This window comes from Olivibacter sp. SDN3, from assembly GCF_014334135.1.
In the GTDB taxonomy this organism is placed as follows: Bacteria; Bacteroidota; Bacteroidia; order Sphingobacteriales; family Sphingobacteriaceae; genus Olivibacter.
In genome coordinates this window covers 5,114,614-5,137,668 of record NZ_CP060497.1, presented here as the reverse complement: position 1 = coordinate 5,137,668, position 23,055 = coordinate 5,114,614, and the positions used below count along the sequence as shown (strand labels likewise).

At 39.2% G+C, this 23,055-nt stretch carries 21 protein-coding genes; 7 read left to right on the top strand and 14 right to left on the bottom strand.

Annotation, left to right across the window (positions count from 1 at the left end):
- Nucleotides 1–37: 37 nt before the first annotated feature.
- Nucleotides 38–2,356 carry a TonB-dependent receptor gene (locus H8S90_RS21755; RefSeq protein WP_187339895.1) on the top strand — a complete coding sequence of 773 codons (2,319 nt, stop codon included), beginning with the start codon at nt 38–40 and terminating at the stop codon, nt 2,354–2,356.
- A gap of 11 nt (nt 2,357–2,367) precedes the next feature.
- Nucleotides 2,368–3,195, top strand: coding sequence for a DUF4249 domain-containing protein (locus H8S90_RS21750; RefSeq protein ID WP_187339894.1), 828 nt, complete (start codon nt 2,368–2,370; stop codon nt 3,193–3,195).
- A 55-nt stretch (nt 3,196–3,250) separates the two neighbouring features.
- On the opposite strand, the gene H8S90_RS21745 is transcribed toward H8S90_RS21750, so the two are convergent.
- The 6 genes from H8S90_RS21745 to H8S90_RS21725 all read right to left on the bottom strand — a co-directional run bounded on the left by H8S90_RS21745 (nt 3,251) and on the right by H8S90_RS21725 (nt 8,707).
- Entirely contained in the window at nt 3,251–3,811 is a 561-nt protein-coding gene (locus H8S90_RS21745) for a family 43 glycosylhydrolase (protein WP_255501692.1), read from the bottom strand.
- Nucleotides 3,812–3,871: 60 nt separating this feature from the next.
- Complete coding sequence (locus tag H8S90_RS26505; protein ID WP_222852158.1) at nt 3,872–4,174, bottom strand: hypothetical protein; 303 nt, start codon at nt 4,172–4,174, stop codon at nt 3,872–3,874.
- Nucleotides 4,174–4,683 (bottom strand): hypothetical protein, encoded by a 510-nt coding sequence (locus tag H8S90_RS21740; RefSeq protein WP_187339893.1) that lies wholly within the window; start codon nt 4,681–4,683, stop codon nt 4,174–4,176. Before H8S90_RS21740 ends, H8S90_RS26505 begins: the two co-directional genes overlap by 1 nt.
- 81 nt (nt 4,684–4,764) lie before the next feature.
- Entirely contained in the window at nt 4,765–6,921 is a 2,157-nt protein-coding gene (locus H8S90_RS21735; RefSeq protein ID WP_187339892.1) for an alpha-glucuronidase family glycosyl hydrolase, read from the bottom strand.
- A gap of 5 nt (nt 6,922–6,926) precedes the next feature.
- The gene (locus H8S90_RS21730; protein WP_187339891.1) at nt 6,927–7,967 is read right to left on the bottom strand and encodes a LacI family DNA-binding transcriptional regulator; all 1,041 of its coding nucleotides are present in this window, start codon (nt 7,965–7,967) and stop codon (nt 6,927–6,929) included.
- Nucleotides 7,968–8,257: 290 nt separating this feature from the next.
- Complete coding sequence (locus H8S90_RS21725) at nt 8,258–8,707, bottom strand: DUF2721 domain-containing protein (RefSeq protein ID WP_187339890.1); 450 nt, start codon at nt 8,705–8,707, stop codon at nt 8,258–8,260.
- A gap of 310 nt (nt 8,708–9,017) precedes the next feature.
- Between H8S90_RS21725 and H8S90_RS21720 the strand changes: the two genes are divergently transcribed.
- Nucleotides 9,018–9,755 (top strand): DUF481 domain-containing protein, encoded by a 738-nt coding sequence (locus H8S90_RS21720; RefSeq protein WP_255501691.1) that lies wholly within the window; start codon nt 9,018–9,020, stop codon nt 9,753–9,755.
- A gap of 20 nt (nt 9,756–9,775) precedes the next feature.
- Here the strand turns inward: H8S90_RS21720 and H8S90_RS21715 are convergent, their stop codons facing one another.
- The gene (locus tag H8S90_RS21715) at nt 9,776–10,156 is read right to left on the bottom strand and encodes a helix-turn-helix domain-containing protein (protein WP_187339889.1); all 381 of its coding nucleotides are present in this window, start codon (nt 10,154–10,156) and stop codon (nt 9,776–9,778) included.
- 89 nt (nt 10,157–10,245) lie between these two features.
- Here H8S90_RS21715 and H8S90_RS21710 point away from each other — a divergent pair, with 89 nt between their 5' ends.
- Complete coding sequence (locus H8S90_RS21710) at nt 10,246–10,992, top strand: SDR family NAD(P)-dependent oxidoreductase (protein ID WP_187339888.1); 747 nt, start codon at nt 10,246–10,248, stop codon at nt 10,990–10,992.
- 928 nt (nt 10,993–11,920) lie between these two features.
- Here the strand turns inward: H8S90_RS21710 and H8S90_RS21705 are convergent.
- From H8S90_RS21705 to H8S90_RS21675, 7 genes are all read right to left on the bottom strand, one after another.
- The gene (locus H8S90_RS21705) at nt 11,921–12,475 is read right to left on the bottom strand and encodes a DUF3347 domain-containing protein (RefSeq protein ID WP_187339887.1); all 555 of its coding nucleotides are present in this window, start codon (nt 12,473–12,475) and stop codon (nt 11,921–11,923) included.
- A gap of 31 nt (nt 12,476–12,506) precedes the next feature.
- Nucleotides 12,507–13,718 carry an efflux RND transporter periplasmic adaptor subunit gene (locus H8S90_RS21700; RefSeq protein WP_187339886.1) on the bottom strand — a complete coding sequence of 404 codons (1,212 nt, stop codon included), beginning with the start codon at nt 13,716–13,718 and terminating at the stop codon, nt 12,507–12,509.
- 20 nt (nt 13,719–13,738) lie between these two features.
- Complete coding sequence (locus tag H8S90_RS21695; RefSeq protein WP_187339885.1) at nt 13,739–14,950, bottom strand: efflux RND transporter periplasmic adaptor subunit; 1,212 nt, start codon at nt 14,948–14,950, stop codon at nt 13,739–13,741.
- On the bottom strand, nt 14,928–16,205 hold the full coding sequence (locus H8S90_RS21690; RefSeq protein WP_255501690.1) for a TolC family protein: 1,278 nt from the start codon (nt 16,203–16,205) through the stop codon (nt 14,928–14,930). Before H8S90_RS21690 ends, H8S90_RS21695 begins: the two co-directional genes overlap by 23 nt.
- Entirely contained in the window at nt 16,189–18,123 is a 1,935-nt protein-coding gene (locus H8S90_RS21685) for an efflux RND transporter permease subunit (protein WP_187339883.1), read from the bottom strand. The genes H8S90_RS21690 and H8S90_RS21685 overlap by 17 nt, the downstream gene beginning before the upstream one ends.
- 1 nt (nt 18,124) lies before the next feature.
- Complete coding sequence (locus H8S90_RS21680; protein ID WP_187339882.1) at nt 18,125–19,420, bottom strand: efflux RND transporter permease subunit; 1,296 nt, start codon at nt 19,418–19,420, stop codon at nt 18,125–18,127.
- 162 nt (nt 19,421–19,582) lie between these two features.
- On the bottom strand, nt 19,583–19,987 hold the full coding sequence (locus H8S90_RS21675; RefSeq protein ID WP_187339881.1) for a hypothetical protein: 405 nt from the start codon (nt 19,985–19,987) through the stop codon (nt 19,583–19,585).
- Nucleotides 19,988–20,149: 162 nt separating this feature from the next.
- Between H8S90_RS21675 and H8S90_RS21670 the strand changes: the two genes are divergently transcribed.
- The 3 genes from H8S90_RS21670 to H8S90_RS21660 all read left to right on the top strand — a co-directional run bounded on the left by H8S90_RS21670 (nt 20,150) and on the right by H8S90_RS21660 (nt 22,992).
- Entirely contained in the window at nt 20,150–22,030 is a 1,881-nt protein-coding gene (locus tag H8S90_RS21670; RefSeq protein WP_370525667.1) for a CocE/NonD family hydrolase, read from the top strand.
- A 166-nt stretch (nt 22,031–22,196) separates the two neighbouring features.
- On the top strand, nt 22,197–22,745 hold the full coding sequence (locus H8S90_RS21665; RefSeq protein WP_187339880.1) for an RNA polymerase sigma factor: 549 nt from the start codon (nt 22,197–22,199) through the stop codon (nt 22,743–22,745).
- Nucleotides 22,729–22,992 carry a hypothetical protein gene (locus H8S90_RS21660; RefSeq protein WP_187339879.1) on the top strand — a complete coding sequence of 88 codons (264 nt, stop codon included), beginning with the start codon at nt 22,729–22,731 and terminating at the stop codon, nt 22,990–22,992. The genes H8S90_RS21665 and H8S90_RS21660 overlap by 17 nt, the downstream gene beginning before the upstream one ends.
- The last annotated feature ends 63 nt before the right edge of the window (nt 22,993–23,055 follow it).

Here is a 23,055-nt window from a genome sequence, read left to right as displayed (position 1 = left end):
GCTTGAATAAGCTGTCTCGTATAAAAACGTATTAAAAATGAAGTTTATTTGCTTATTAATTCTTAGTCCTTTTGTTTTTATGTTTTCTTACGCACAAACTAAAGTTACGCTTAGTGGTACCGTAAAATCAAGCTCGACGGGGGAAACACTTATCAGTGCAACCGTTCAGGTAGATGGAACATATAGTACGCAAACCAACGATTACGGTTTTTATTCTTTGACTGTACCCGCAGGCAGACACCAAATTGTTGTGAGCTCAGTTTCCTTTTCACCGTTTAATGATACGGTTGATATTTACAAGAATACCACCTTACATGTGCGTTTGGACGACGCTTCACAGACATTAGACGAAGTAGTTATCTCTTCTTCCAGAGGCCGAAGCTTAAGCAGTCCGCAGATGGGAAGGGAACAAGTAAACCTACAAGAGGTTAAACATGTGCCCGTATTGATGGGCGAACGGGATGTCTTGAAGGTTGTGCAATTGTTGCCCGGCATTAAACCGGCTGGTGAAGGTAACAGTGGTATGTTTGTGCGGGGTGGAGGTGCCGATCAGAACTTGATTTTATTGGATGAAGCAACGGTTTATAATGCCTCACATTTGTTGGGTTTTTTTTCCACATTTAACTCAGACGCCCTTAAAGATATTACCGTATATAAGGGAGGCATGCCCGCAGAGTATGGTGGTAGGTTATCGTCAGTTTTGGATATAAAAATGAATGATGGAAATAATCAAGACTTGAATGTAAGCGGTGGGGTAGGTTTGATATCTGCCAAATTAAATGTTGAAGGGCCCATACAGCGAGACAAATCATCATTTTTAATTTCCGGTAGAAGAACCTATGCCGATATGTTTTTAAAACTTTCCAACGACTCTTCGCTCAACAACAATCAATTATATTTCTATGATTTAAATGCCAAACTAAACTTTCAGTTAGGAGAAAGAGATCGTTTGTATGCGTCGGGATATTTGGGGCAGGATCGATTAAGCGTGGGTGATTTATTTGGTTTAGATTGGGGAAATAAGACCGGTACCGTAAGATGGAACCATATTTTCAATAGTCGTTTATTTTCAAACACTTCGCTAATCTATAGCAATTACGACTATAAAATATCCATTAACAGTGGAACGGATAGATTTAATATCTACTCTAATATCACTGATTATAACCTTAAACAGGAATTTGAATGGAATGCAAATAATCGGAATCATTTGCGCTTTGGTTTAAATACGATATACCATACCATCCGTCCAGGGGAAGTAACGGCTGTTGGTGAGGAATCCAGCATTAACGACAATTATTTACAAAAACGTTATTCTTGGGAAAACGCTCTCTATGCGAGCAATACATGGCAGGCCTCCGACAAATTCAATGTTACCTATGGCACGCGTTTTTCTGCGTTTAGCATTTTAGGAGAAGGAGACTTCTACAACGTCGATCAAGAAGGAAGAGTCACGGATACAATGCGTTATGGTAGCGGTGACTTTGTTAAAACCTATTTTAATCTGGAACCTCGCTTGGCTGCGAGCTATCAAATGAATAGCTATTCATCAGTTAAAGCCTCTTACGTGAGAAACACACAGAACTTACACCTCATCGCAAATAGTACAACAACTAATCCAACCGATAAATGGATAGCCAGTACCAATATCATAAAACCTGAAATATCCGACCAATTTTCTTTAGGATATTACCGAAACCTGTTCAATGATCAATATGAGTTAAATGTGGAAACCTATTATAAAAGCTTGCAGAACCAGATTGACTATCGAGACGGGGCAGATGTATATAGTAGTAATAATGCTATCGAAACCGAACTACTTTTTGGCAAGGGAAGAGCATACGGAATAGAATGGTTACTAAAGAAAAATACCGGAAGATTGAGCGGGTGGATAAGTTATACACTATCTAAAACGGAACGGAAGATCGATGGTATCAATAGTGGACAATGGTATAATGCTAGGCAGGATAGGACCCATGATATTGCGATCGTCGCCATGTACCAGTTAAACGACAAATGGACGCTATCTGCCAACTGGGTGTTTTATACCGGTGACGCAGTAACTTTCCCTGCCGGTAAATACTTTATTGATGATCAGACGACTTATTACTACACCGATCGGAATGGCCATCGGATGCCTAACTATCATCGTCTGGATTTAGGTGCGACGATGCAACTGAGGCAAAGAAAAAAATGGCGTTCGGAACTCAGTTTTAGCTTGTACAATGCGTACGGAAGAGAAAATGCCTATGTTATAGAATTTCAGGACAGTAAAGATGATCGAAATACAACTATTGCCAATCAGCTTTCGCTTTTCCGGTTTATTCCATCAGTATCTTATAATTTTAAATTTTAAAATAGGGAAAAATGAGACACATATTATCTTTTTGGTATAAAATATATAGAAAATTGATGATCATCTTAGGATTTATCAGCTTTATTTCCTGTGAAAAAGAGATCGACATGCAACTTGATGGAGTGCCCAAAAAATATGTAATAGAGGGTATGGTAACTGACCAGTCAGGTGGATGTCAGGTGCTAATCAGTCAAACAAAAGACTTTAATGAAGATAACGCAAGGCAGACGATCAGTAATGCCCTAGTGACCATCAGTGACGGAACAGATGCATTTGATCTGCTTGAGACGGCACCTGGAACTTATACTAACAGTGATCTTGTTGGCTTACCAGGTAAGACTTATCATCTGTCTGTCAAGATAGATTCAGAGGAATATACAGCACAATCGACAATGCCCGAAGTGGTGAAGATGGACAGTTTATATATCAGTGAAGAGTTTCTATTTGATCAGACGGAGAAATTGGCCACTATTGACTTTTTGGATCCGGCAGGTATTCTTAATTATTATCGTTTTGTGTTATACGTCAATAACGAAAAGAAAAAGCAAATATTTGCTTTTAATGACGATTTAACAGACGGCAATCCAAATGCTGTCAGGTTATATTATTTTACAGAAGAAGAAGATGATGAAGATAGGATCAAGAGCGGTGATTTAGTTAGAGTGGAGATGTTGACCACTGACGCATCAGTGTATAAATACTTTTTCAGCTTAAATAATGGTGCTACAGGTGATAATAATGCAGCTGCACCCGCTAATCCGGTAAGTAATCTGACGGGGGATGCATTAGGTTATTTCAGTGCACATACTTTTCAATATAAAGAGATTAAAGTTCCTTAAATAAATAGCATACGTTGGGTATTACGTCAAATATTCCTTGAAAAAAAAGATCGTTTCATTCAGCACTTTTTGCATCGCTGGTGGTTGATGGATATCTGGCCACGGGTGTTTTCTCCGCTTTAAACGGACCACTGGGGGAAGAGGAAGTAGCAACGCCGATACGGAAGATTTCATCCTGATCTTTCGTTGGGAAATAAAGGAAATATTGTCCATCCTTATAGGCGGCATCGGGCGCCCACAATTGTTTCTTTGCCCAAGGAACATCATTTACGCTTAGGGTAACCCCGTGATCGGTAACCTTTCCGCCAACACTATCCATGGAGTATACATGATAGTCATTCATGTCAAAGTGGTCACCATTATCATTTTCTGGTGTACCCGAATCAATGTCGTGGGAAGGGTAAAGATATATCTTTCCATTAAAGACGTGAGCAGAAGGGTCTGCTGTGTAATTGTCTGTAATTAAAGGAGGTGAGATGGACTCTTGAAATAATTTGTTGTCTTCAATAGTTGTTTCATCCCCAGATGTTCTCTTGTTTTGACAAGCGATTATACCCATGGCTACGATGGTAGCAATCGTGGTCAAGCTGCTAAATTGTTGTTTTCGAATGATCATACTTTTTATAATTTATAAGGTTATTTTTTTACAAAATTACTTTCAGGCGGACCGAGATAACTAGGCCTCAATTCTCCCAAATCGATGACGAGTCATTGAACGAATACTCCCGAGTCTAAAGCTCATAATTTTACGGTGTTTGCCAAGGCTAAATAAATGATGGTTGCTTTCGAGAATTTTAATATTATCAGCGACATACTGTTTCCAAAATTCGTCTTCCTTTGCATTGATATTGATTATTTGTGGAGATTCATCATTTATATAAAAATATCCCGATATTTCACTGCGGGGCTGCCGCTGCCATGTATCCCTGGCCGGATATATAGCACTGTCTGTTGAGGGATAGGTACATCGGTCCACCATTACCAAGGGGAAACACCAATGTTTTTACTGATATCATATATGCCATATAAGGTGCCTCGAAGATCACTTCCGGCGATAACAAGCGCTTTTTCAATACCCGTAAAGGGCTGTTTTATCATTTGGATCGAAAAGGTTTCCCAGCAACCCTTAAGGCCTTCTACTACTATCCTTCCTTCTTGTATAAGCTGATCGATCAACTTGTTCTTTCCGATCGTTCCTACAATGATAATCTCTTTGTTGGAGGGTGGGAATGCATTTGAACAAGCTTTTACATCTGGCCGAAAGACGCTAACGGCCATAATATCGCGCTGCAAATCGTTAACTGCCGTTACAATTGGCTTATACTCTTCCTGGTCATAATAAATAGGTGGGGCACTTCCGTTTTCGCTAGGGGTGAATCCGTTTGCTGCGGGATCGGTGCTTACGTAAGAAGAGAGCATTTGAGCAGTGGCTATTGACCCGCCGATAAGTAGTGAAAATGGGACAAGGTATATATTTACTTTATTCATATGGCTAATAAATATGCAATCGGTTGCAAATTTTTCTAATCATCAGCTATCCTCAACCAAATTGTAAACACTTCCTTTTATTTATATTCCCGGTACGTAATGAAACTGAAGGTTTTCGTAGTAGTTTAATGGATGTAGAGGAGGATTTGTGTTTTTTGGATATGTTTTTTTCGCTTGGGACTGGAAATAAGCCAAGCAGGCGTCTCGCCACCATTGCGCTTCCTTTAACTGGATGCTCAATAGCATATCAATCTGATTGAAACGTTGTTTATCTACTTTATTCCGCTGCTTTCCCCAAGTTTCTTGCATGTCTTTGACCCCTTGCACTCCCATGTCGTAGTGCTGACATAGCGCTTCCCAAAGGCTTTCTCCGGAACGTAGCTGATAAGTCCAGGGTAGATGGTGAAACCAGAGAATAAACTCTTCGGGACATGTTTTTAGATCTTCAAATTTCTTACGTACGGGATCTGCATATTGACTTAAGGCATTGCTTCCCGTACTTGTTCGATCAAAGCCGATACCCTGTTCATCTGCGTTGTGGTAATAAACGGAAGTCCAATCTGCTCTGGCTTTATCCTTAATCCAAGGTCCGGGACCATAATGGTGATCCCAGCCCATGAGGTGATGTAGCCCTAATGGCGTCATATATCGAACAATGGTCTCCCGTGATTCCATCATCATCTGTTGCACATCCTTAACAAAACCTTGGTCATTTGTAAAAGTAAGACGGATCCAATTTGCTGCGATTTCTGCCGCACTACCATTTGGATTCCAAGCAAATTTACCATAGGCATACCAATTGGCCTGTCCAAAAGGATGGCCTGTCCAATTTCTGTCAGATCCAATATTCGCCACGCCTGCCATAGCGGTGAGCGTTTGTTCATCTAAGCTGCCCTCGATTACTTTGTAGACATAGGACTGCTCGCCTTTACTGTAGGTGTCTGATTGTAAGGTCTCCTCGAACAGTGGGCCTAGGTAAGCCAAGTGGGTGGCAAAGCCAAGATATTCCTGCGTTAGTTGAAACTCCATCATTAAAGGCGTTTGCGGCATAGCGCCAAACAGCGGATGAAAAGGTTCGCGCGGCTGGAAATCAATAGCGCCATTTTTAACTTGGACGATAACATTTTCTGCAAATTCGCCATCTAGTGGTTGAAATTCGCTATATGCCTGTTTGGCACGGTCGTCAGGAACTTCGTCGTCATATACAAAGGCACGCCACATGACGATTCCTCCATGTGGTTGAAGCGCTTTGGCCAATACGTTAGCTCCTTCCGCATGGTCTCTTCCATAATTTTGTGGTCCGGGCTGGCCTTCAGAATTGGCTTTTACCAAAAAACCACCAAAATCCGGAATATGTTTATAGATTTCCTGAATTTTTTCATGCCACCATTGAATAACAGTAGAATCTAATGGGTCGGCTGTGTTTAGCCCGCCTATTTCTAAAGGGGCACTGAATCTGGCGGTGAGATAAACCTTGATACCATAAGGGCGAAAAACTTCAGCTAACGCTGCGGCTTTTTCCAGGTAGCGCTCGGTCAGTGTGAGTGCGTTGGCGTTGACATTGGTGAGCACGGTGCCATTGATGCCAACAGAAGCGTTAGCCCGTGCATAGTCGACGTAACGTTGGTCGATATAATCCGGTAATTTGTGCCAATTCCAGAGCGAATGGCCTGCATACCCTCTTTCAACACTGCCATCTAAATTGTCCCAATGGTTCAACACTCTGTGTTTTATGTGGGGTTCTTCTTTTATGTCGATATGTGAAATAGGTCGATGCGTTTGAAGAAGCTGTAAAAAATGGAAAATGCCATACAAAGTGCCGATCTCGTTCTGTCCGATAATCAGTAGGATAGTAGCACCATCGACCGTTGTTTGTTTGATCATAAAGCCTTCTTCCTTTAGCCTTAGCTGCTTAATGTCTATTGCCAGGTTTAAGGAGGGGATATTCTCCAATGTGCTTACGACAAGTGTATTATTGTTAATAGCTGCTTGCTCCTGCGGCAAGTGGTTTAACATATCTTTAAGGCCATTCAGTAACTCCTTTTTTGCTAACCTCAATGTCTGACTATTGGCCGGAAAAACGATATTGCGCAAAGTCGTTTTGTACGTCTGAGCCAGAGGATCATTTATAGGTTGATAATTTAACCATAGTTTATACCCGTCGTCAGCCATTGTTTTAAGGCCCGTAAACAGTAAACATAAGAATAAACATATACTAGTGATACGTGGTTTAGTCATGGCCTTTATTTATTATTGTTTTTTAAGGAGGAGTCTCTTACGATTAATTCATGCCTTAATACGATGGAATGAGTGAGTGATATAGGTTGATTATTGTATAGATGGTTAATCAACGTTTTGGCTGCAAGTTCTCCCATTTGAAAGCCCATATAGTTAATGCTGCTAAGGGTAGGTTCGATCACTTTAGATACAGGGTCGTTATTAAAACCTACAAATGCAATATCATTTGGAATATGTAGTCCGTGTTGTTTCAGCTCGTGCATACAACTGGAAGCACAGTTATCATTTGATACGAAAACGCCATCAGGGATTTCCTTCCTATTGATTATCTGGTGGGCGGCCTGTATGCCGTCTTCCTGTGAAAGACCGTTAAGGAGCAGAGAGTCATCACTGTAGGGCAGGTCGTGATCTTTTAAAGCATCACGGAAACCTTTCCAACGATCCTGATAAACATTTTTTGACAGGTTAGCGGTAATATGTACAAGTTTTTTGCAGCCTTGATCAATTAAATGTTTGGTGGCTTCGTAGCCAGCTCTGTAATTGTCGAGTACTATATTGGGGAAGTTAGGATGATCGAATATCCGGTCGAAAAATATTACGGGGATTTGCTTTTTGAGAAATTGATCAAAGTGTTGAATACTTTCCGTATCGTAAGCCAAAGAAACTAGCAGGCCATCAACTCGATTGTTGAACATCGTATTGGCATTTTTGATCTCTTTATCTACCATTTCCTGTGATTGACTGATAATAAGGTTAAATCCTGCATCGTTGATAACTTTTTCGATACCCGCGATGGTGTCCGACATGAAATGGCTATTTAATCGGGGAACAATAGCCCCAATAGTGTTGGTTCTGTTGGTTCTTAGGCTGCTGGCAACAGCGTTCGAGCGATAACCCATACTTTTAGCTGTTTCTGCTATTTTTTTTCGTGTACTTTTTTTTATTGCAGGGTTGTTTTTTAAGCCTCTACTTACTGTGGTCGGAGAGATATTGAGTGCCGCAGCAATATCATAAATAGTAACCTCCTTGTTTTTATTGGTAATCATTTGGATTAGTCATCATTGGTTTAGGTAAAAGTAATAAAAAAAATGCAATCGGTTGCATTTTTTTTATTACTTATAATAATGGAATATTGATACGCTTTTGTGGAAGGAATATAAGTGCGATGCCCTTGGCTGTCGAAAATAGATGCACTATGCCCAATAGAAAGACATCTAGAATGGTTTAGGAGTTTATGGGAATGATCGGAGAAAAAGGTTTTTTTGTATACGACCTTAAGTGCTGGTAATAGCTAGTAGACACAGATGCGTGCGCGTTAGGAAGCTAGGACAACTTATTATTTAGTTCCTTTCTCTAATTTCTTTTTGATATATTTTACAAGCGACGGTTTGGCCTCATTTTCTTCCATATTGCTTAGCTCGAGTTCCAATGCGGTAGTACTTTTTTGTATTTCAACTAAGGAAATGATCAAGGAGACAGTGAAGAAAATAAGACTCAATCCGAAGAGGAGTTCAGCCCAGGGTGACCATTGCATAAATACAAATAGCATGCAAAGTACACATGCTACAAAACTTAAAACACCATAAGCTTGCATGTATTTGATAAGTTTAAGGCGATATCGAAGGTTTTGAATCTGTCCGTGAATGATGCCGCTTTGATTATTGTCTAAATATTTAGCATGTAGGCTTCTAACCAATGTTGCCAATGCTAAGAAACGATTGGTATAGGCAAGCATAATTAAGCTTATTGCAGGGAATAACAAAGCTGGTGTAGTTATGGTAATCATTTTAAAAGGCTTTTGATATACAAACTGATAAAATTTACTATTGTTTACGCTATTGAATTCAACGGATTTTCACTTGGCAAATATCCTTTTTATTATCTTATTTACTTGCCATGGTAACTTTGTTGCTGTTTCCCGTTCATTAAAATAGTTTGATATGATAAATTGTTGCAATACGCTTAAAACACGAATTCTATTACTGTACATTTTCTTTGGTAAAGATAAGAGATGCGCACAAGAATTTCGGGGAAAATAGCATTTTACAGAACTTTGCGTTTTTATTTTTTGTTATAAGTAAAAATTAGAAAAAATATTGGCAAAGTCTATCTGTTTGTTTCTGCTATTGAGCTTTTATTTGGTGCCATTAGCGCTCGCCCAAGTCAGTGACTCGACTCATTATCATATGAGTTATTCGTCTTCAGGTTCGGTTAATAAAACGGGAGACGGTACGGCTTATCTTTTGAATAACGGGTTGAAATTCAATGTGAAGAAGAAAGATATTTCGTTGAATTTCAATAATAATTGGGTTTACGGACGGCAACGGGATATCCTTACCAACAATGATTTTTCCAGTTCATTGGATTTTAATCTCTATAAAACATTCCCGCATTTTTTCTATTGGGGTTTAGCAAATTACAATACGAATTATTCGTTAAAGATCAACAATCAATTACTAACGGGTTTAGGTATTGCATATAACTTCTTAGATGGTGATGAAGCCTATTTAAACTTAAGTAATGGCGTACTTTATGACAAAAGCGATCTTTTACAAGATGACACTGTCCGGGAAATATATGATACTTTCAGAAATTCGCTCCGCTTGATGTTTCGGTTTAATATTAAGTCGTTTATTGTATTGGAAAGTAGTAGTTTTTGGCAGCAATCGTTTAATCATCAGAACGACTATATTATACGTTCAAATACAAGCCTTTCTTTCAAATTGAGCGATTGGCTCAGTTTAACGACGGCTTTAAGTTATAACAGATTGAATAGAACAGCAAGTGAAAATTTATTGCTGACTTATGGACTTACACTGCAAAAGTATTTTTGAAAAGCCCTTTTCATCTTCGTTCATTTTTTAGAATTATCCAATTGACCAGATACTACATTACGGTGCATTTCCCCCCAGTCAGAGATGTTTTTTAACATGTCGTGCATTGATTGGCCAAGTTCTGTTAATTCATATTCTACTCTGGGAGGCACCTCAGGATAAATAATGCGGTTAATGAGCTGGTCTGCTTCCAGTTCTCTTAACTGAGCAACCAGCATCCTTTCAGATATATCTGGAATTAACTTACGTAATGTACTGTAACGTATTTTGCCTTCATTTAACAATCTCCAAAGTATATTAGATTTCCACCGGCCACCAATAAGTGAAAGCGCATATCCCATGCCACAAGTTGCATTTATTTTTTTTTCATTCAAGGTATTTGTAGAACTCAATTTTTTCATTTCTTATTTTTTTGTTAGTACTTAACAATTTTGTCAGTTCTCACAAAAATAAAGTAATAGACTTACTTTTACGAAAAAATGAAATTATTATGGAAAAATTAAAAGGAAAAATTGCCTTTATAACTGGTGGAAGCCGGGGGATGGGAGCTGCCATTGCTAAACGTTTGTCGAAAGCTGAGGCAACAGTAGTTTTTACACATTCGGGTAGAAACCCGGAGCAAGCGGCTTACGTTTTAGAGCAGATTAAAGAAAGTGGCAAAAATGAAGGTCTTTCGTTGGTGGCAGATAATAATGATACCCAGTCATTAATCGATGCCCTGAAAACTACCATCGATAGGTATGGTACAGTTGATATATTGATCAATAATGCAGGTGTTTATATAGATAAACCTATTGTAACATATTCGTTAAAAGATTTTGAGGAAGTGATGAATGTAAATGTGAAGGCAGTATTTGTTGCTTCGCAATATGTTGCCCGCTATATGAAGCGAGGAGGCAGAATTATTACCATAGGAAGTAATATGGCGGAACGCCTGGCTTTTCCTGGTGGTAGTTTGTATTCGATGAGTAAAGCAGCCCTTGTAGGTTTGACGAAAGGGTTGGCTAGAGATTTGGGAAGCGCAGATATAACCGTCAACTTGGTTCAGCCAGGTCCTGTTAACACCGATATGAATCCTGAAGATGGCGCTTTTGCTACAACGATAAAGGAGATGATGGCGATCGGTAGATATGGTACAGTTGATGAAATCGCAGGTTTAGTTTCTTATCTCGTCAGTGATGAAGCACGCTTCGTCACTGGTACATCTATTACCATTGACGGGGGATTTAACATATAGTACCGCAGGTTAACGGGAAAAGGAGGAGGACCTCTTTTAAAAATGTTAGATAAGCAGTTGATGCATTCTACGAAGTCAATTCACTTATATTATTTACCATACTGAAGAGAATGGTTAATTATACATCAGTAGTTTTCTATAGCATATGATCGAGTATAATTGCCTATTTAGTTTTTGTTTGGATAAAGCCAACAAGGCTTAAAACCTTTTAGCCGAAGGTGAAATTTAATTATTTCTCATTATTTCTCATTATTTCACATGTTGCTTTGGTGGGTATACAATTCTAAGCTTCTATCCCGATATAAATAGTATATCTATATATTTGTAACGATTTGTTACGTGATTTTATATAAGGTATTGTACTACTGATCTTTAATTGCTCTACAAGCCTGTTTAAAAAAATTATTCCAACCGTAACCAAAAACAGATACGATGGTATTTGTTTTGAGAAGTGTAGGCCCATCAAAAAATGATGGGCTCTTCTCTTTGAATAGCTTTGTTTTAAAGGATAATTAGGGATCCTCGCTCGAAGATGCTTTGTTTTTCACATTTTTTCACATAAATATACCGTTAATTCATCATTAAATTATCATTTCTAACCTAATTGTATAGAACTTTACAAAGTATTATATACATTTGTAACACAATCATCGGCATGATTTCCTCATGTGTGAGTTTGATACAGGAGAGTATATTAATTGCTTAATTATAAAGATCTTCTACAGTTACGGTTGGATATTTTAAGTGTAGAGACCACCTACTGATTTATTTCGGTAGGTGGATTTTTTATGGTATTCCCTATTAAACATGTTAAATTTAGTATGATTCACTGAGATAATTATCGAGTTGATCGATCACCTTTTATTTCATCAACAATTATATGCTACAAAGTAAGTGGTTAAGTTAAGCTTACTTTATAGCAAAAAAGTTAATTTAAAGTCTCTTCTACAGTCCCACAACTGAGCATTTTATCTCCGAAATAAGGGTTTTTAATAGATTTTGATGGGCTTAACCAATTGGCTCCCTGGTTGTTGAACGCCATAGGGCAATGTGCTATATAAAACTCACCCGAACTTACACCTTCAGCTTTTGCTAAGTTAATAAGTGCATCGCTCATAGGAGAGAAATTAGCACGTTGCTCTTCAATGGTACCCGAGGCCAAAATTTCACCGGCTGCCGTTTTAATGCTCTTTGAGTTAGCAGGTAGATGCTCCGCGGCCTCTTCGATTAGAAGAGCCGCCTCCTTTGCTTTTTTAGCATCTTCTGTTACCAATGCTTCCTGCAAGGTCAGATAATGGGGATAGATAGCATTGAAACTATCGTTGTTCGAGGTAGCCGTTATTGAACTATTGTCTTCAACAACATTTTCTTCATGCTGTTTATGATCTTGATGCTTATCGCTATTATCAGCGGATGTACATGACATAAAAAAGCTTAAGGCAGCGATAACCGCGATTCCGATTTTTAAATGAGTTGTTTTCATATTATATGTTAATTGTTTAATTACTTTATTACTATTGATCTAACGGTTGTCCTCCTTTTTTCAAAACATATTCACTATAGAGTAGATATGCTCCACTGATAACTACCCGTTCTCCTTCTTCCAGTCCAGAAATGATTTCTGTACGGTTCAGTGATGCGTTGCCGATAGTAACTGCTTTCGGCTCAAACCGTTCATTTGTTGTGGTCACCCAGACATGACTACTTTTTCCGTTGTTGATAATGGCGTTGGTTGGGACGGTTATTGTTTTCGAGGCCGATGAGCGAGACAGTAAAATGGTGGCAGGCATACCTGCTTGGAGCATTTGGTGCGCGTGATTATCAATCGTTCCCCTGAGTTGCCTAACTTGTGCGTTATTTTGTAAAACGGGTGTGATGAACTGTATAGTCATTTTATGATGCGTAGTATCGTTACCTATCAAAACACTAAGTTCTTGCCCTTCTTTTATCAATGATGCTTCATGCGGATAAATATCGGCCTCTACCCACAAATTTTGATAGTTTTCTAGATTGAACATAGATGTCCCCTCATTTACATATTGTCCTTCCGTTACTAAAATCTCTGCTATTATACCAGTGTTTTGTGCGTATATGGTGACGGATGGTGCGGGCTGCCCTTTTGCCAACAAAAGATCTAATTGCTGGGAATTTTGTCCGTATAATAGTAACTTTTGCTTGGCAGCCTCGAAAATAGCTGCAAACCTTTTATCTTTTGCAAATTGCTTAGCTTGTTTGTGTGTTATTAGAAATTCTTGCTGCAATGTGAGCAGTTCTTCAGAGTATAAAGTATAAAGGGGTTGCCCTTTACGTACAGCGATACCAGTTTCCTTCACATATAGTTTTTCAATACGTCCATCATTCCGACTACTGATATAGTTAGTGCCCTCGGGATTTACGACAAGCCTACCATTAATTGAAGTATAATTATTGAACGCTCCTGTCCCGACTGCTACTATACTAATATTAGCTAATACTTGCTGATCTTTACTTAGTGTTAAAAAGGCATCTTTATTATTTTTGTCGAAAGGAACGAGATCCATACCACATATCGGACAAGTGCCAGCTTTGTTCTGTATGATTTGTGGATGCATAGGACATGTATAAGTATTTGTTGCTGTTGCATCCACTTCTGTTTCCTTATTTTCTTTGCTATTACAGGACGCTAACAGCAAAGAAGGTAGGATCGCGGACCACAGGAGTGTTTTTAAAAAATATTTTCTGTTCATGATGCTTCTCTATAAAATATCTATTCATCGTCTGAAATAATGAAGTCTTCACTATCAACTAGATAAGACGCGTTTTCGGCGATAAGCCAATGTTCAATTGGATTTAGTACCTGTATCATATTTGCAGTACTAATCCCTGTATTGACAGAGATCGGACGAAATATTCTCCCTTCTTTTCTGAATACGACACTTTTCTTTCCTAAGCGGATAACTGCTTGTTTTGGGAGCCAGTAACCTTCGTGTGTGGTTATTGCTACGGTTCCATTTAGTAATTCTCCGACAGTAAATGCGTTCTTTTTTAAATAAACCCTCGCCAGACTAAAATTTTCACCCGCGTTAAAGGTTGGTTGAATGAGCCTTATTTCCCCCAGGTAACTTTCGTCAGTATCACTTAATTTATTAAACAATACCTTTTTGCCCTTTTGAATTTGTGTGGCTATTGAAGGCGGAATCGCAAACTCGGCGATTAAATCTGTATTTGTGTAGATGTTAAAAATTGTTTGCCCGGTTGAGAGGTATTGACCCGTTCGCAGTATAACCGGAGCTGGAGCACTGGCAGATGAGTTAGAAATGTCTTGCTGGTTGCTTGATGAATTATTCATACCATCCATTTCTCCCTCAGGAGCATCTCCTACGGAAGCCATTGTATTTACTGTAGAAGAGGGTGGGGTCACTGGTTTTTCAAGAATATATCCACTGGCAGGACTATAAATTGGAACCCGGTATAAAACATTTTTTGATTGTAAAAGTTGCTGTATTTGCTCAGCGCTGAAACCTAAATACTGTAATTTCTGAACCGCTGCTTGCAATAATTTTTCATCCTGCTGTTGATGTAGCATTAATAACTCGCGTTGAGCAGTTACTAATTCAGGTGAATAGATCTCCAAAAGGAGCTGGCCTTTCTTGACTGGTTGGTAATTATACTTGACATATAAACGTTCAATTCTTCCACTTATCCTACTACTAATAGAGGTGGCATTACGATTGTCGTAAATGATCCGTCCGGAGATATTAATAGGTAATACTTTGGAACCTTTTTCCACCGAAATAGTTGGTGTATTGCTAACTATTTGCCGATTAGTTGCTCCCGTAAGCTGAAGGATTGTTGTGTCAACAGTTTCATATCCATGAGCTTCATGAGATGTTGCGTGTTCTTCCTTTGTTGATGAACAAGCCTGTATAAATAATAGTAACACTAGTGCTAATATTTTATTTATATAATTCCTTTTCATAGTTTACAATCATTTGATAGAACTTTAACTTCTCGTCAAATAAGGTGTTTTGCATCATGTTAAGTGCTTCCCAATCAGCTAATAAAGTAGGTAGTTGCTGTTTGTTTTCACGGTAAGATTGAAAGTTTGCTTCCATTGAGCGTTGGAGTGCTGGAATAACTTTCTGTTCTATTCTTCTAATGCGCTCTTTCATACTAGCTATTTCATGCTGCATGCCATAGATCATTCCTTGACTTTCAAGTAGCATTCCTTGGCGTTCTTTCTGCATGGCCTCAAGATTCAGTTGCATGGCCTTTGTTTCGCTTTTATACATCTTACTACTCCATGGAGCTATTGGGATACTTACCATTCCCATTATACTGTATGCCCTAGGCATCATGTTTCCCAGAGGAGCCATGTGGTCAAAACGGATTTTAAAATCGGGTTTCCGTTCGCTTCTCATGGCATCAATGCCGTGACGCATCGTTTGTATATCGGCATTCATTTTTTGGATATCTTTTCTCCGTTCTGCTAACACTGTGGTGTCTAACGAAGCTTCCAATATAAATGTTGGTTTAAAAGCCGTATCTATAGCAAAGGAGTTATTTGCAGATTGATTCATCAAGCTGTTTAACCATGCTCTAGAGCGGGCAATTTCTGCTTCTTGCATACGCAACATATTATGATTTTCTTCCAGTTGAGCCTCGAGCTTGTATACATTGCTAAGTTGTGACTGGTTATACTCGTAGCGGATAGTTTCCAGTTGCTTCATACTATTGATTAACTGTTCATTTTCTTTTAGAAGATTTATACGTTTTTCAGCGATAGTCCAGTTATAGTAGAGCGTTTTTGCCTGTGCCTTTAACTCGTTGAGATCAACTGCACGGTTAGCTTCTTCTATCACACTTTGCGATTGAATGTACTGTTTGTTTGCTTGTTGTTTGCTGGGATTAGGTATCTCTTGTTCGATATTGAACATAAGCGCTCCTTTGTCGCCATCGTTCATGACCCGTTGTCCGGGATAGGGAGTCATAAAAGTACCAGCCCCCACCATCGGCGCCATCCATGATGTAGCAGATTGTGCACTGTATTCAAAACTTTTTCCTTTTAAAGCATAAACTTTAAGTTTTACGTTCTGTTGATCAATACGTTGTAAGATCGTATCAAGCGATAACACCTCATTGCTCTGTTGAGCATGCAATGCCATCGGTAGCAGCAGAATGGTGTAAATAACTTTTAATGTGCTGTATATGAAATGTTTAATGTTTAGCATCATAAATTTCCAATTTTCCATATTTGCGTAGTTCGTATTCTTTCGTCATCAGAAAAATTAATGGCGTAACCAATAAAATATGTGTGGATGAGGTGAGTACACCACCGATCATAGGTAGTACAATTGGTCGCATAACATCTGTACCCACACCGGTAGCCCATAGCACCGGAAGCAAACCAAATAAGGATACGCAGACCGTCATGAGTTTGGGCCTTAATCTTTTTGCTGCTCCTCTGATAACATATTGTCTGAGATCTTCTTTAGTTATCGTTTCGCTGCTATTTCCTTTTAATTTTACCAGTTGCTGCATCGCGTCGTTCAGATAAATTACCATGACAATACCTGTTTCTACAGCTATTCCGAACAAAGCGATAAAACCTACGGCGACAGCTACAGAAAGATGGACTCCCCAGAAGTAGATCATGTAAGCACCACCTATTAATGCAAACGGAATGGTTACTAAGCTTAAAAAGGCTTCCCTTATGGAGTGGAATGCAAAATATAAGGCAAAGAAAATAATTACCAATACAACAGGTGCTATCCATAGGAGCGTTTGTTGTCCGCGAATAAGGTTTTCGTACTGTCCGCTCCACTCGAGAAAATATCCTTCAGGAACAATATTATCGGCGTTATTCAATTTTTCCATTGCATCTTGCACGGTGCTTCCCAGGTCCCGGTCACGTACGTTAAACATGACCGCCCCGCGAAGAATGGCGTTGTCTGAAGTGATCATGGGTGGGCCGTTTTCGTAATCGATTGTTGCTACAGCACTAAGCGGAACTTCGCCAAAAGTAGGGCTCTGTAAGGGAACACGACCTAGTTGGGAGATGCTATTACGATGATCCTGTAATAAACGCAGGTTGATGCTGAAGCGTCTGCGACCTTCAATGGTCTGACCAATATTGGCACCCCCAATGGTTGATTCGACCGTTTGATTGACGTCATCGACGGTAAGCCCATATCGGGCAAGAGCTTCTCTATTCACATCCACATGCAGATATTTACCGCCCGTAATCGGTTCAACAAATAAATCTTGAACTCCTGGCGTTCCTTCTAAAGCATCGCGTACCCGCTCTGAAATGCCGGCTATTGTATCGATATTTTGACCAAATACTTTGACGCCTACGTCAGTTCGAATACCGGTAGCCAACATGTTTATCCGGTTAATTATCGGTTGAGTCCAACCATTAACAACTCCGGGAATCTGTAACTTTGTATCTAATTCTTGTATCAGCCTTTCTTTTGTCATGTTTTCACGCCATTGGTTCTTGGGTTTCAACATAATGATCGTTTCAATCATGCTAATAGGAGAATTATCTGTAGCTGTACTCGCTCGACCTGCTTTACCCAGCACCTTGTCTACTTCTGGTACGCTTTTAATAATTTTGTCTTGTACCTGTAATATACGTTTCGCTTCGCTGTTACTAATGTCTGGTAAGGTCACCGGCATGAAAAGAATACTTTGTTCGTCCAAAGGAGGCATAAATTCTGTTCCCAGCCTTTTCAAGAGGGGGATGGTGATTAGCAGTGCAATGACATTGATCGCGATGGTTGTATTCCGCCATTTCAATACGCGCTTGATCAATGGCTCGTATATTTTCTCCAAAAATCGATTAATTGGATTGGCGTTATCTGGTCGGAATTTTCCTTTCATGAAGAACGAAATCAGTACAGGTGCTAACGTAATGACCAATAAAGCGTCAACCATCATAATAAACGTTTTCGTAAAAGCTAATGGATGGAAAAGTTTGCCTTCTTGGCCAGTAAGCATGAATACTGGTAAAAAGGAAGTGATGATGATAATAGTAGCAAAGAAAACTCCGCGGCTAACCTGTTTGCTGCTTTTTCCGATGATTTCCAGGCGTTCTTCTTCGGAGATCCATTGGGGTGTTCGTTTAAACAATCTTTTCAACCAATTCATGTTACTTACTTTTTAAATGCTCCTGTTGTTCCCTACTTTCATATTTCTCTGCTAAATGCTTATAAGCATTTTCGCTCATAATAATGCCGTTATCTACGATCACACCAATTGCCAACGCGATACCTGTTAAGGACATGATGTTCGATGAAATATCAAAGGCATTCAGTAAGATGAAGCTGATCGCAATAGTGATAGGAATCTGTATAATAATACTTAAGGCACTTTTCCAGTGGAATAAAAAGATAATGACAACTAGGGATACTACGATCATTTCTTCTATTAAGGTATGTTTGATAGAATCTACTGATTCTTTAATAAGTTTTCCGCGATCGTATACAATATCAAATTTCACACCTTCTGGAAGACCTTTCGTTACTTCTCTCATTTTATTCTTTACCTTTTCTGTAACCTCTGCAGCATTCTCTCCATAACGCATGACCACAATACCTCCTACGCGTTCTCCTTCTCCGTCTTGATCAAAAATACCCAAGCGCGGTTCTCCCGTCATCTGTACTGTGCCAATATCCGATATCCGGATCGGATTACCCTGTTGATTGGAGATGGGAATTTGTTCGATATCTTCTCTAGATTGTAGATAACCACTTGTTTTAATAATATATCCTACGTCGCTCATTTCAAATTTACGTCCACCACTTTCATTGTTATTGGTACGCACGGCGTTTATTACATTTGGTACCGACAGTTTATAGTATAGCAACTTATTGGGATCAATGGTTACCTGATATTGTTTTTGGAAACCGCCAAAAGATGCGATTTCACTCACCCCAGGTACATTCTGAAGCGCAAATTTTACATACCAATCTTGTATGGCACGTTGCTCTCCCAAATCAACATTAGGAGCATCCAAGGTATACCATAATACGTGGCCAACACCGGTACCGTCAGGTCCGAGCGTTGGTGCTACACCGGTTGGGAGCGTGCTACCTATTGTACTCAGCCGTTCCAGAACACGTTCCCGTGCCCAATAGATATCCGTTTCGTCGTCAAAGATGATGTAGATGAAGCTCATGCCAAACATAGAGCTGCCGCGAACGTATTTAATACTGGGAAGCCCTTGTAAATTAGTGACTAACGGGTAAGTTATCTGATCTTCAATGAGTTGCGGGGATCTGCCCATCCATTCTGTGAAAATAATAACTTGATTTTCGGATAAATCGGGAATGGCATCAATAGGATTTTTTTTAACAGAAAAGGCTCCCCACACGAATAATCCGACGCTAAGCACCAAAACAATATAGCGGTTACGCAATGACCAATCGATGATGTTGTGGACCATGGATTTAATTTATAAACGATGAAAGATTTGAATAGCTGTGTAGCAGCATTGTAAAATCAGAGGGTTACTGATTTGCTGGAAGGTTACAAAGTAGTACTATACAAAGCAATTATAATTGCTAAATATATGATACACACTAAGTAACATCTAGATAGAAGGGTATTAAATTCTGTAGATACAATTTAGCATATAGATGGTGTGATATGCTTTATCGGGAGGTGCATGACTAAATGGATAATCTATCGCAATATTCGTTAACGTTTTTGCAGGACGTAAAACATCCGTGTGAAGAAGTATGGCAGGCAGCTCCTGAAGATATTTATACGATATCTCTGTAGCCGCTTTGTGATCTTTCTCTAGTTTAAGCTGTTTGTGTTCTTCTTTACAACATTTTTTTTCAGCGGAAGATTTGTCTTTTGACATGCCACAGGCACCGCATTTGCTCATATCTATTTGCCACAAAGTAGTTTCCACATATCGATCCATACAATAATGGGTATATGTGCTAAACCCGGTGGCGATGCCAAGGTATAAAAAGGCCAATATGAAAGCAAATAACTTTTTCACTAGTACAAAGGTATAAAAAAAATAAATAGCAGCTTTTATATTTTGACCAGAAGAAGTTATATAGTTTATGGTTTTTTGCATGTAGCGTTTTCAAAACTGCATTAAACTGATATATCATAATACAAACTATCCTTATATTTACTTCCGTCTAATACTCTTAATATGATAAAGTTCAAATACTCCGTATTTTTTTTCGTTTTATTCTTTTTTCAAGCAGCGCATGCTCAACAGCACGAAGATTCGCTATATATCCGCAATTATTATGAAAAGATTGAACGGTACATCCCGATGCGGGATGGTGTAAAGCTGTTTACTTCGATTTATATTCCAAAAGACAAATCGAAAAAATATCCCTTTTTGATCAATCGTACTCCATATACTGTTGCTCCCTATGGTGAAAGCGAATATAAACCCAGTTTGGGGCCTGACCCACTTTTTATTAGAGAAGGATACATCTTCGTTTATCAGGATGTTAGGGGAAAATGGATGAGTGAAGGAACATTTGAAGACATCAGGCCACATATTGGTAATAAGAATAACAACAAACAAGTGGATGAAAGTAGTGATACTTATGATACGATCGACTGGTTATTGAAAAATATAGACAATAACAATGGTAAAGCCGGTATATATGGCATTTCATATCCTGGTTTCTATTCTACCGCAGCTCTTCCCGACGCCCATCCGGCTTTGAAAGCCGTATCGCCGCAGGCACCGGTGACAGATTGGTTTAGAGGAGACGACTTTCATCATAATGGTGCTTTCTTTTTGGCAGATGCGTTCAATTTTTATAGCGGATTTGGTGTGCCGAGACCCAGCCCCGTAACACCTGATAACACACCTAAAAAAATTGCTTTTACGATGAATGATAATTATGGATTCTTTATGGAACTGGGTGCGATTAAACATGCGAAGGAGAGATATTTTGGCGACAGCATTAAATTTTGGAATGCGCTAATGGAACATGGTGTACTGGACACTTTTTGGAAGGCACGCGAAATTACCCGCCATTTAAAAAATATAAAACCCGCGGTGATGGTGGTAGGCGGCTTCTTTGATGCTGAAGACACTTACGGCGCTCTGCGAACCTATCGTGCTATTGAAGAACAAAATCCAAAAGGAACCAATCATCTGGTTATGGGGCCATGGTTTCATGGTGCATGGGTGAGAAGCAATGGTAGCTCTTTTGGAGATATTGTTTTCGGACAGGAAACGAGTACTTGGTATCAAACAAACATGGAACTGCCTTTTTTTAATCACTATTTGAAGGGGAAAGGAACTTTTGATCCGGCAGAAGCCACTATTTTTATCACAGGAAGTAATGAATGGAAAGCTTTTGATGCTTGGCCGCCAAAAGACACAGAGAGGAAACGACTTTATTTGCATGCTAAAGGTAAGCTGAGTTTTGAGAAACCTACCGAAGTGGATAGTTACGATGAGTATATAAGCGATCCAAATAATCCGGTGCCCTATCAGCAAGGCGTTCATGGGTCGAGGAGCAGGGAATATATGATAGACGATCAGCGCTTTGCTGCTAAAAGGCCTGACGTTATGGTCTATCAAACGGAGGTACTTACTGAAGACGTTACTCTTACTGGAGAGCTATCCGCGAAGCTGAAAGTTTCCACAAGTGGTACAGATGCCGATTACGTCGTTAAACTAATTGACGTTTATCCTGACGATGCCGAGACCCCGGAAGCTGGTGAAAAGGAAAAGGATGTGATTATGGGAGGCTATCAGATGCTTGTACGGGGAGAGGTTCTGCGTGGAAAATTCAGAAACAGCTTCGAGACACCTGAACCTTTTGTTTCAGGAGAAATTACGGATGTGCAGTATGCATTGCCTGACGTGGCGCATACCTTTAAAAAAGGTCATCGGATCATGATACAGATACAGCACTCATGGTTTCCCTTGGTTGATCGCAATCCGCAACAATTTATAGATATCTATCGCCAGGCAGAGGACGATGATTTTCAAAAGGCGACTAACCGTCTTTATCACGATAAGATAAATGCTTCTCATATTGAAATAGAAGTGCTGTGAGGGATATAATAAGTTTCAAAACATCACTTTGAGATAAACCGATCGTGCGTGGGCATACTACAACAATAGTTTCGGAATTAATCCATCTTTTCGTACATGTAAAAAAAATGCTTATACCAGGTGATATTTCCTTATGAATTTACACATATTATATAAAGCTATGGATATGGAAGTTTTCGATACAAATAAAAGTACTTCTCCAATTTCCGATGAGCAATGTTTAGCGCTGTATAAGGAAGTATTCCCGGCCGTTGCGAGATACATTGGAAAAATGGGAGGGACGCTCAATGAAGCCAAAGATGTTTTTCAAGACGCGCTAATCATTTATTATGAGCAGGTACTTCGTGCTGCTGTCCATATAAAGCGCTCCGAAAAAGCCTATATTTTTGGTGTTTCCCGGTACTTATGGTATCAAAAACAAAAGCGTGAGGATAATAATAGTTACAGACCAATAGATGACCGTCTTGAGGAGGTGAGTGATGGAGCTTACGAAGAGATCTCCGAAAAACGCTTGTTGATTTTATTATCGAAAGCCGGAGATCGGTGTATGCAATTGTTAACCGCATTTTATTATCATAAGCTTTCTATGAAAACACTCGCTGAAAAATTTGGCTTTGCCAGTGAGCGTTCTGCAACCGTACAAAAATTTAAATGTTTAGGAAAGATAAGAGACTTTGTGAAGGAAAAGGCACTACAATATGAAGACTTTATTTAATCATACTGAGCACTTAGAGGCGTATATTTTGGATAAGCTTTCACCCGAAGATCGATTAATATTCGATGCACAATTGCTATTGGACCGCGAAGTGCAGGATAATTTGCACTGGCAAAAAAGGAGTTACGGAATCGTGAAAGCTCATGGCCGGGAACAGCTGCGAACGCAATTAAAAAAAATTGAACAAGAGCTTTTTTCAAAATCTGTTCATAAAAATTTTGTACAGCGTATCCTGAGTTATTTTTGATGCTGATAAAGTATTCAGGATAGAAACCGCTTATTAATGATAATCATTTAACTCATAATCAAA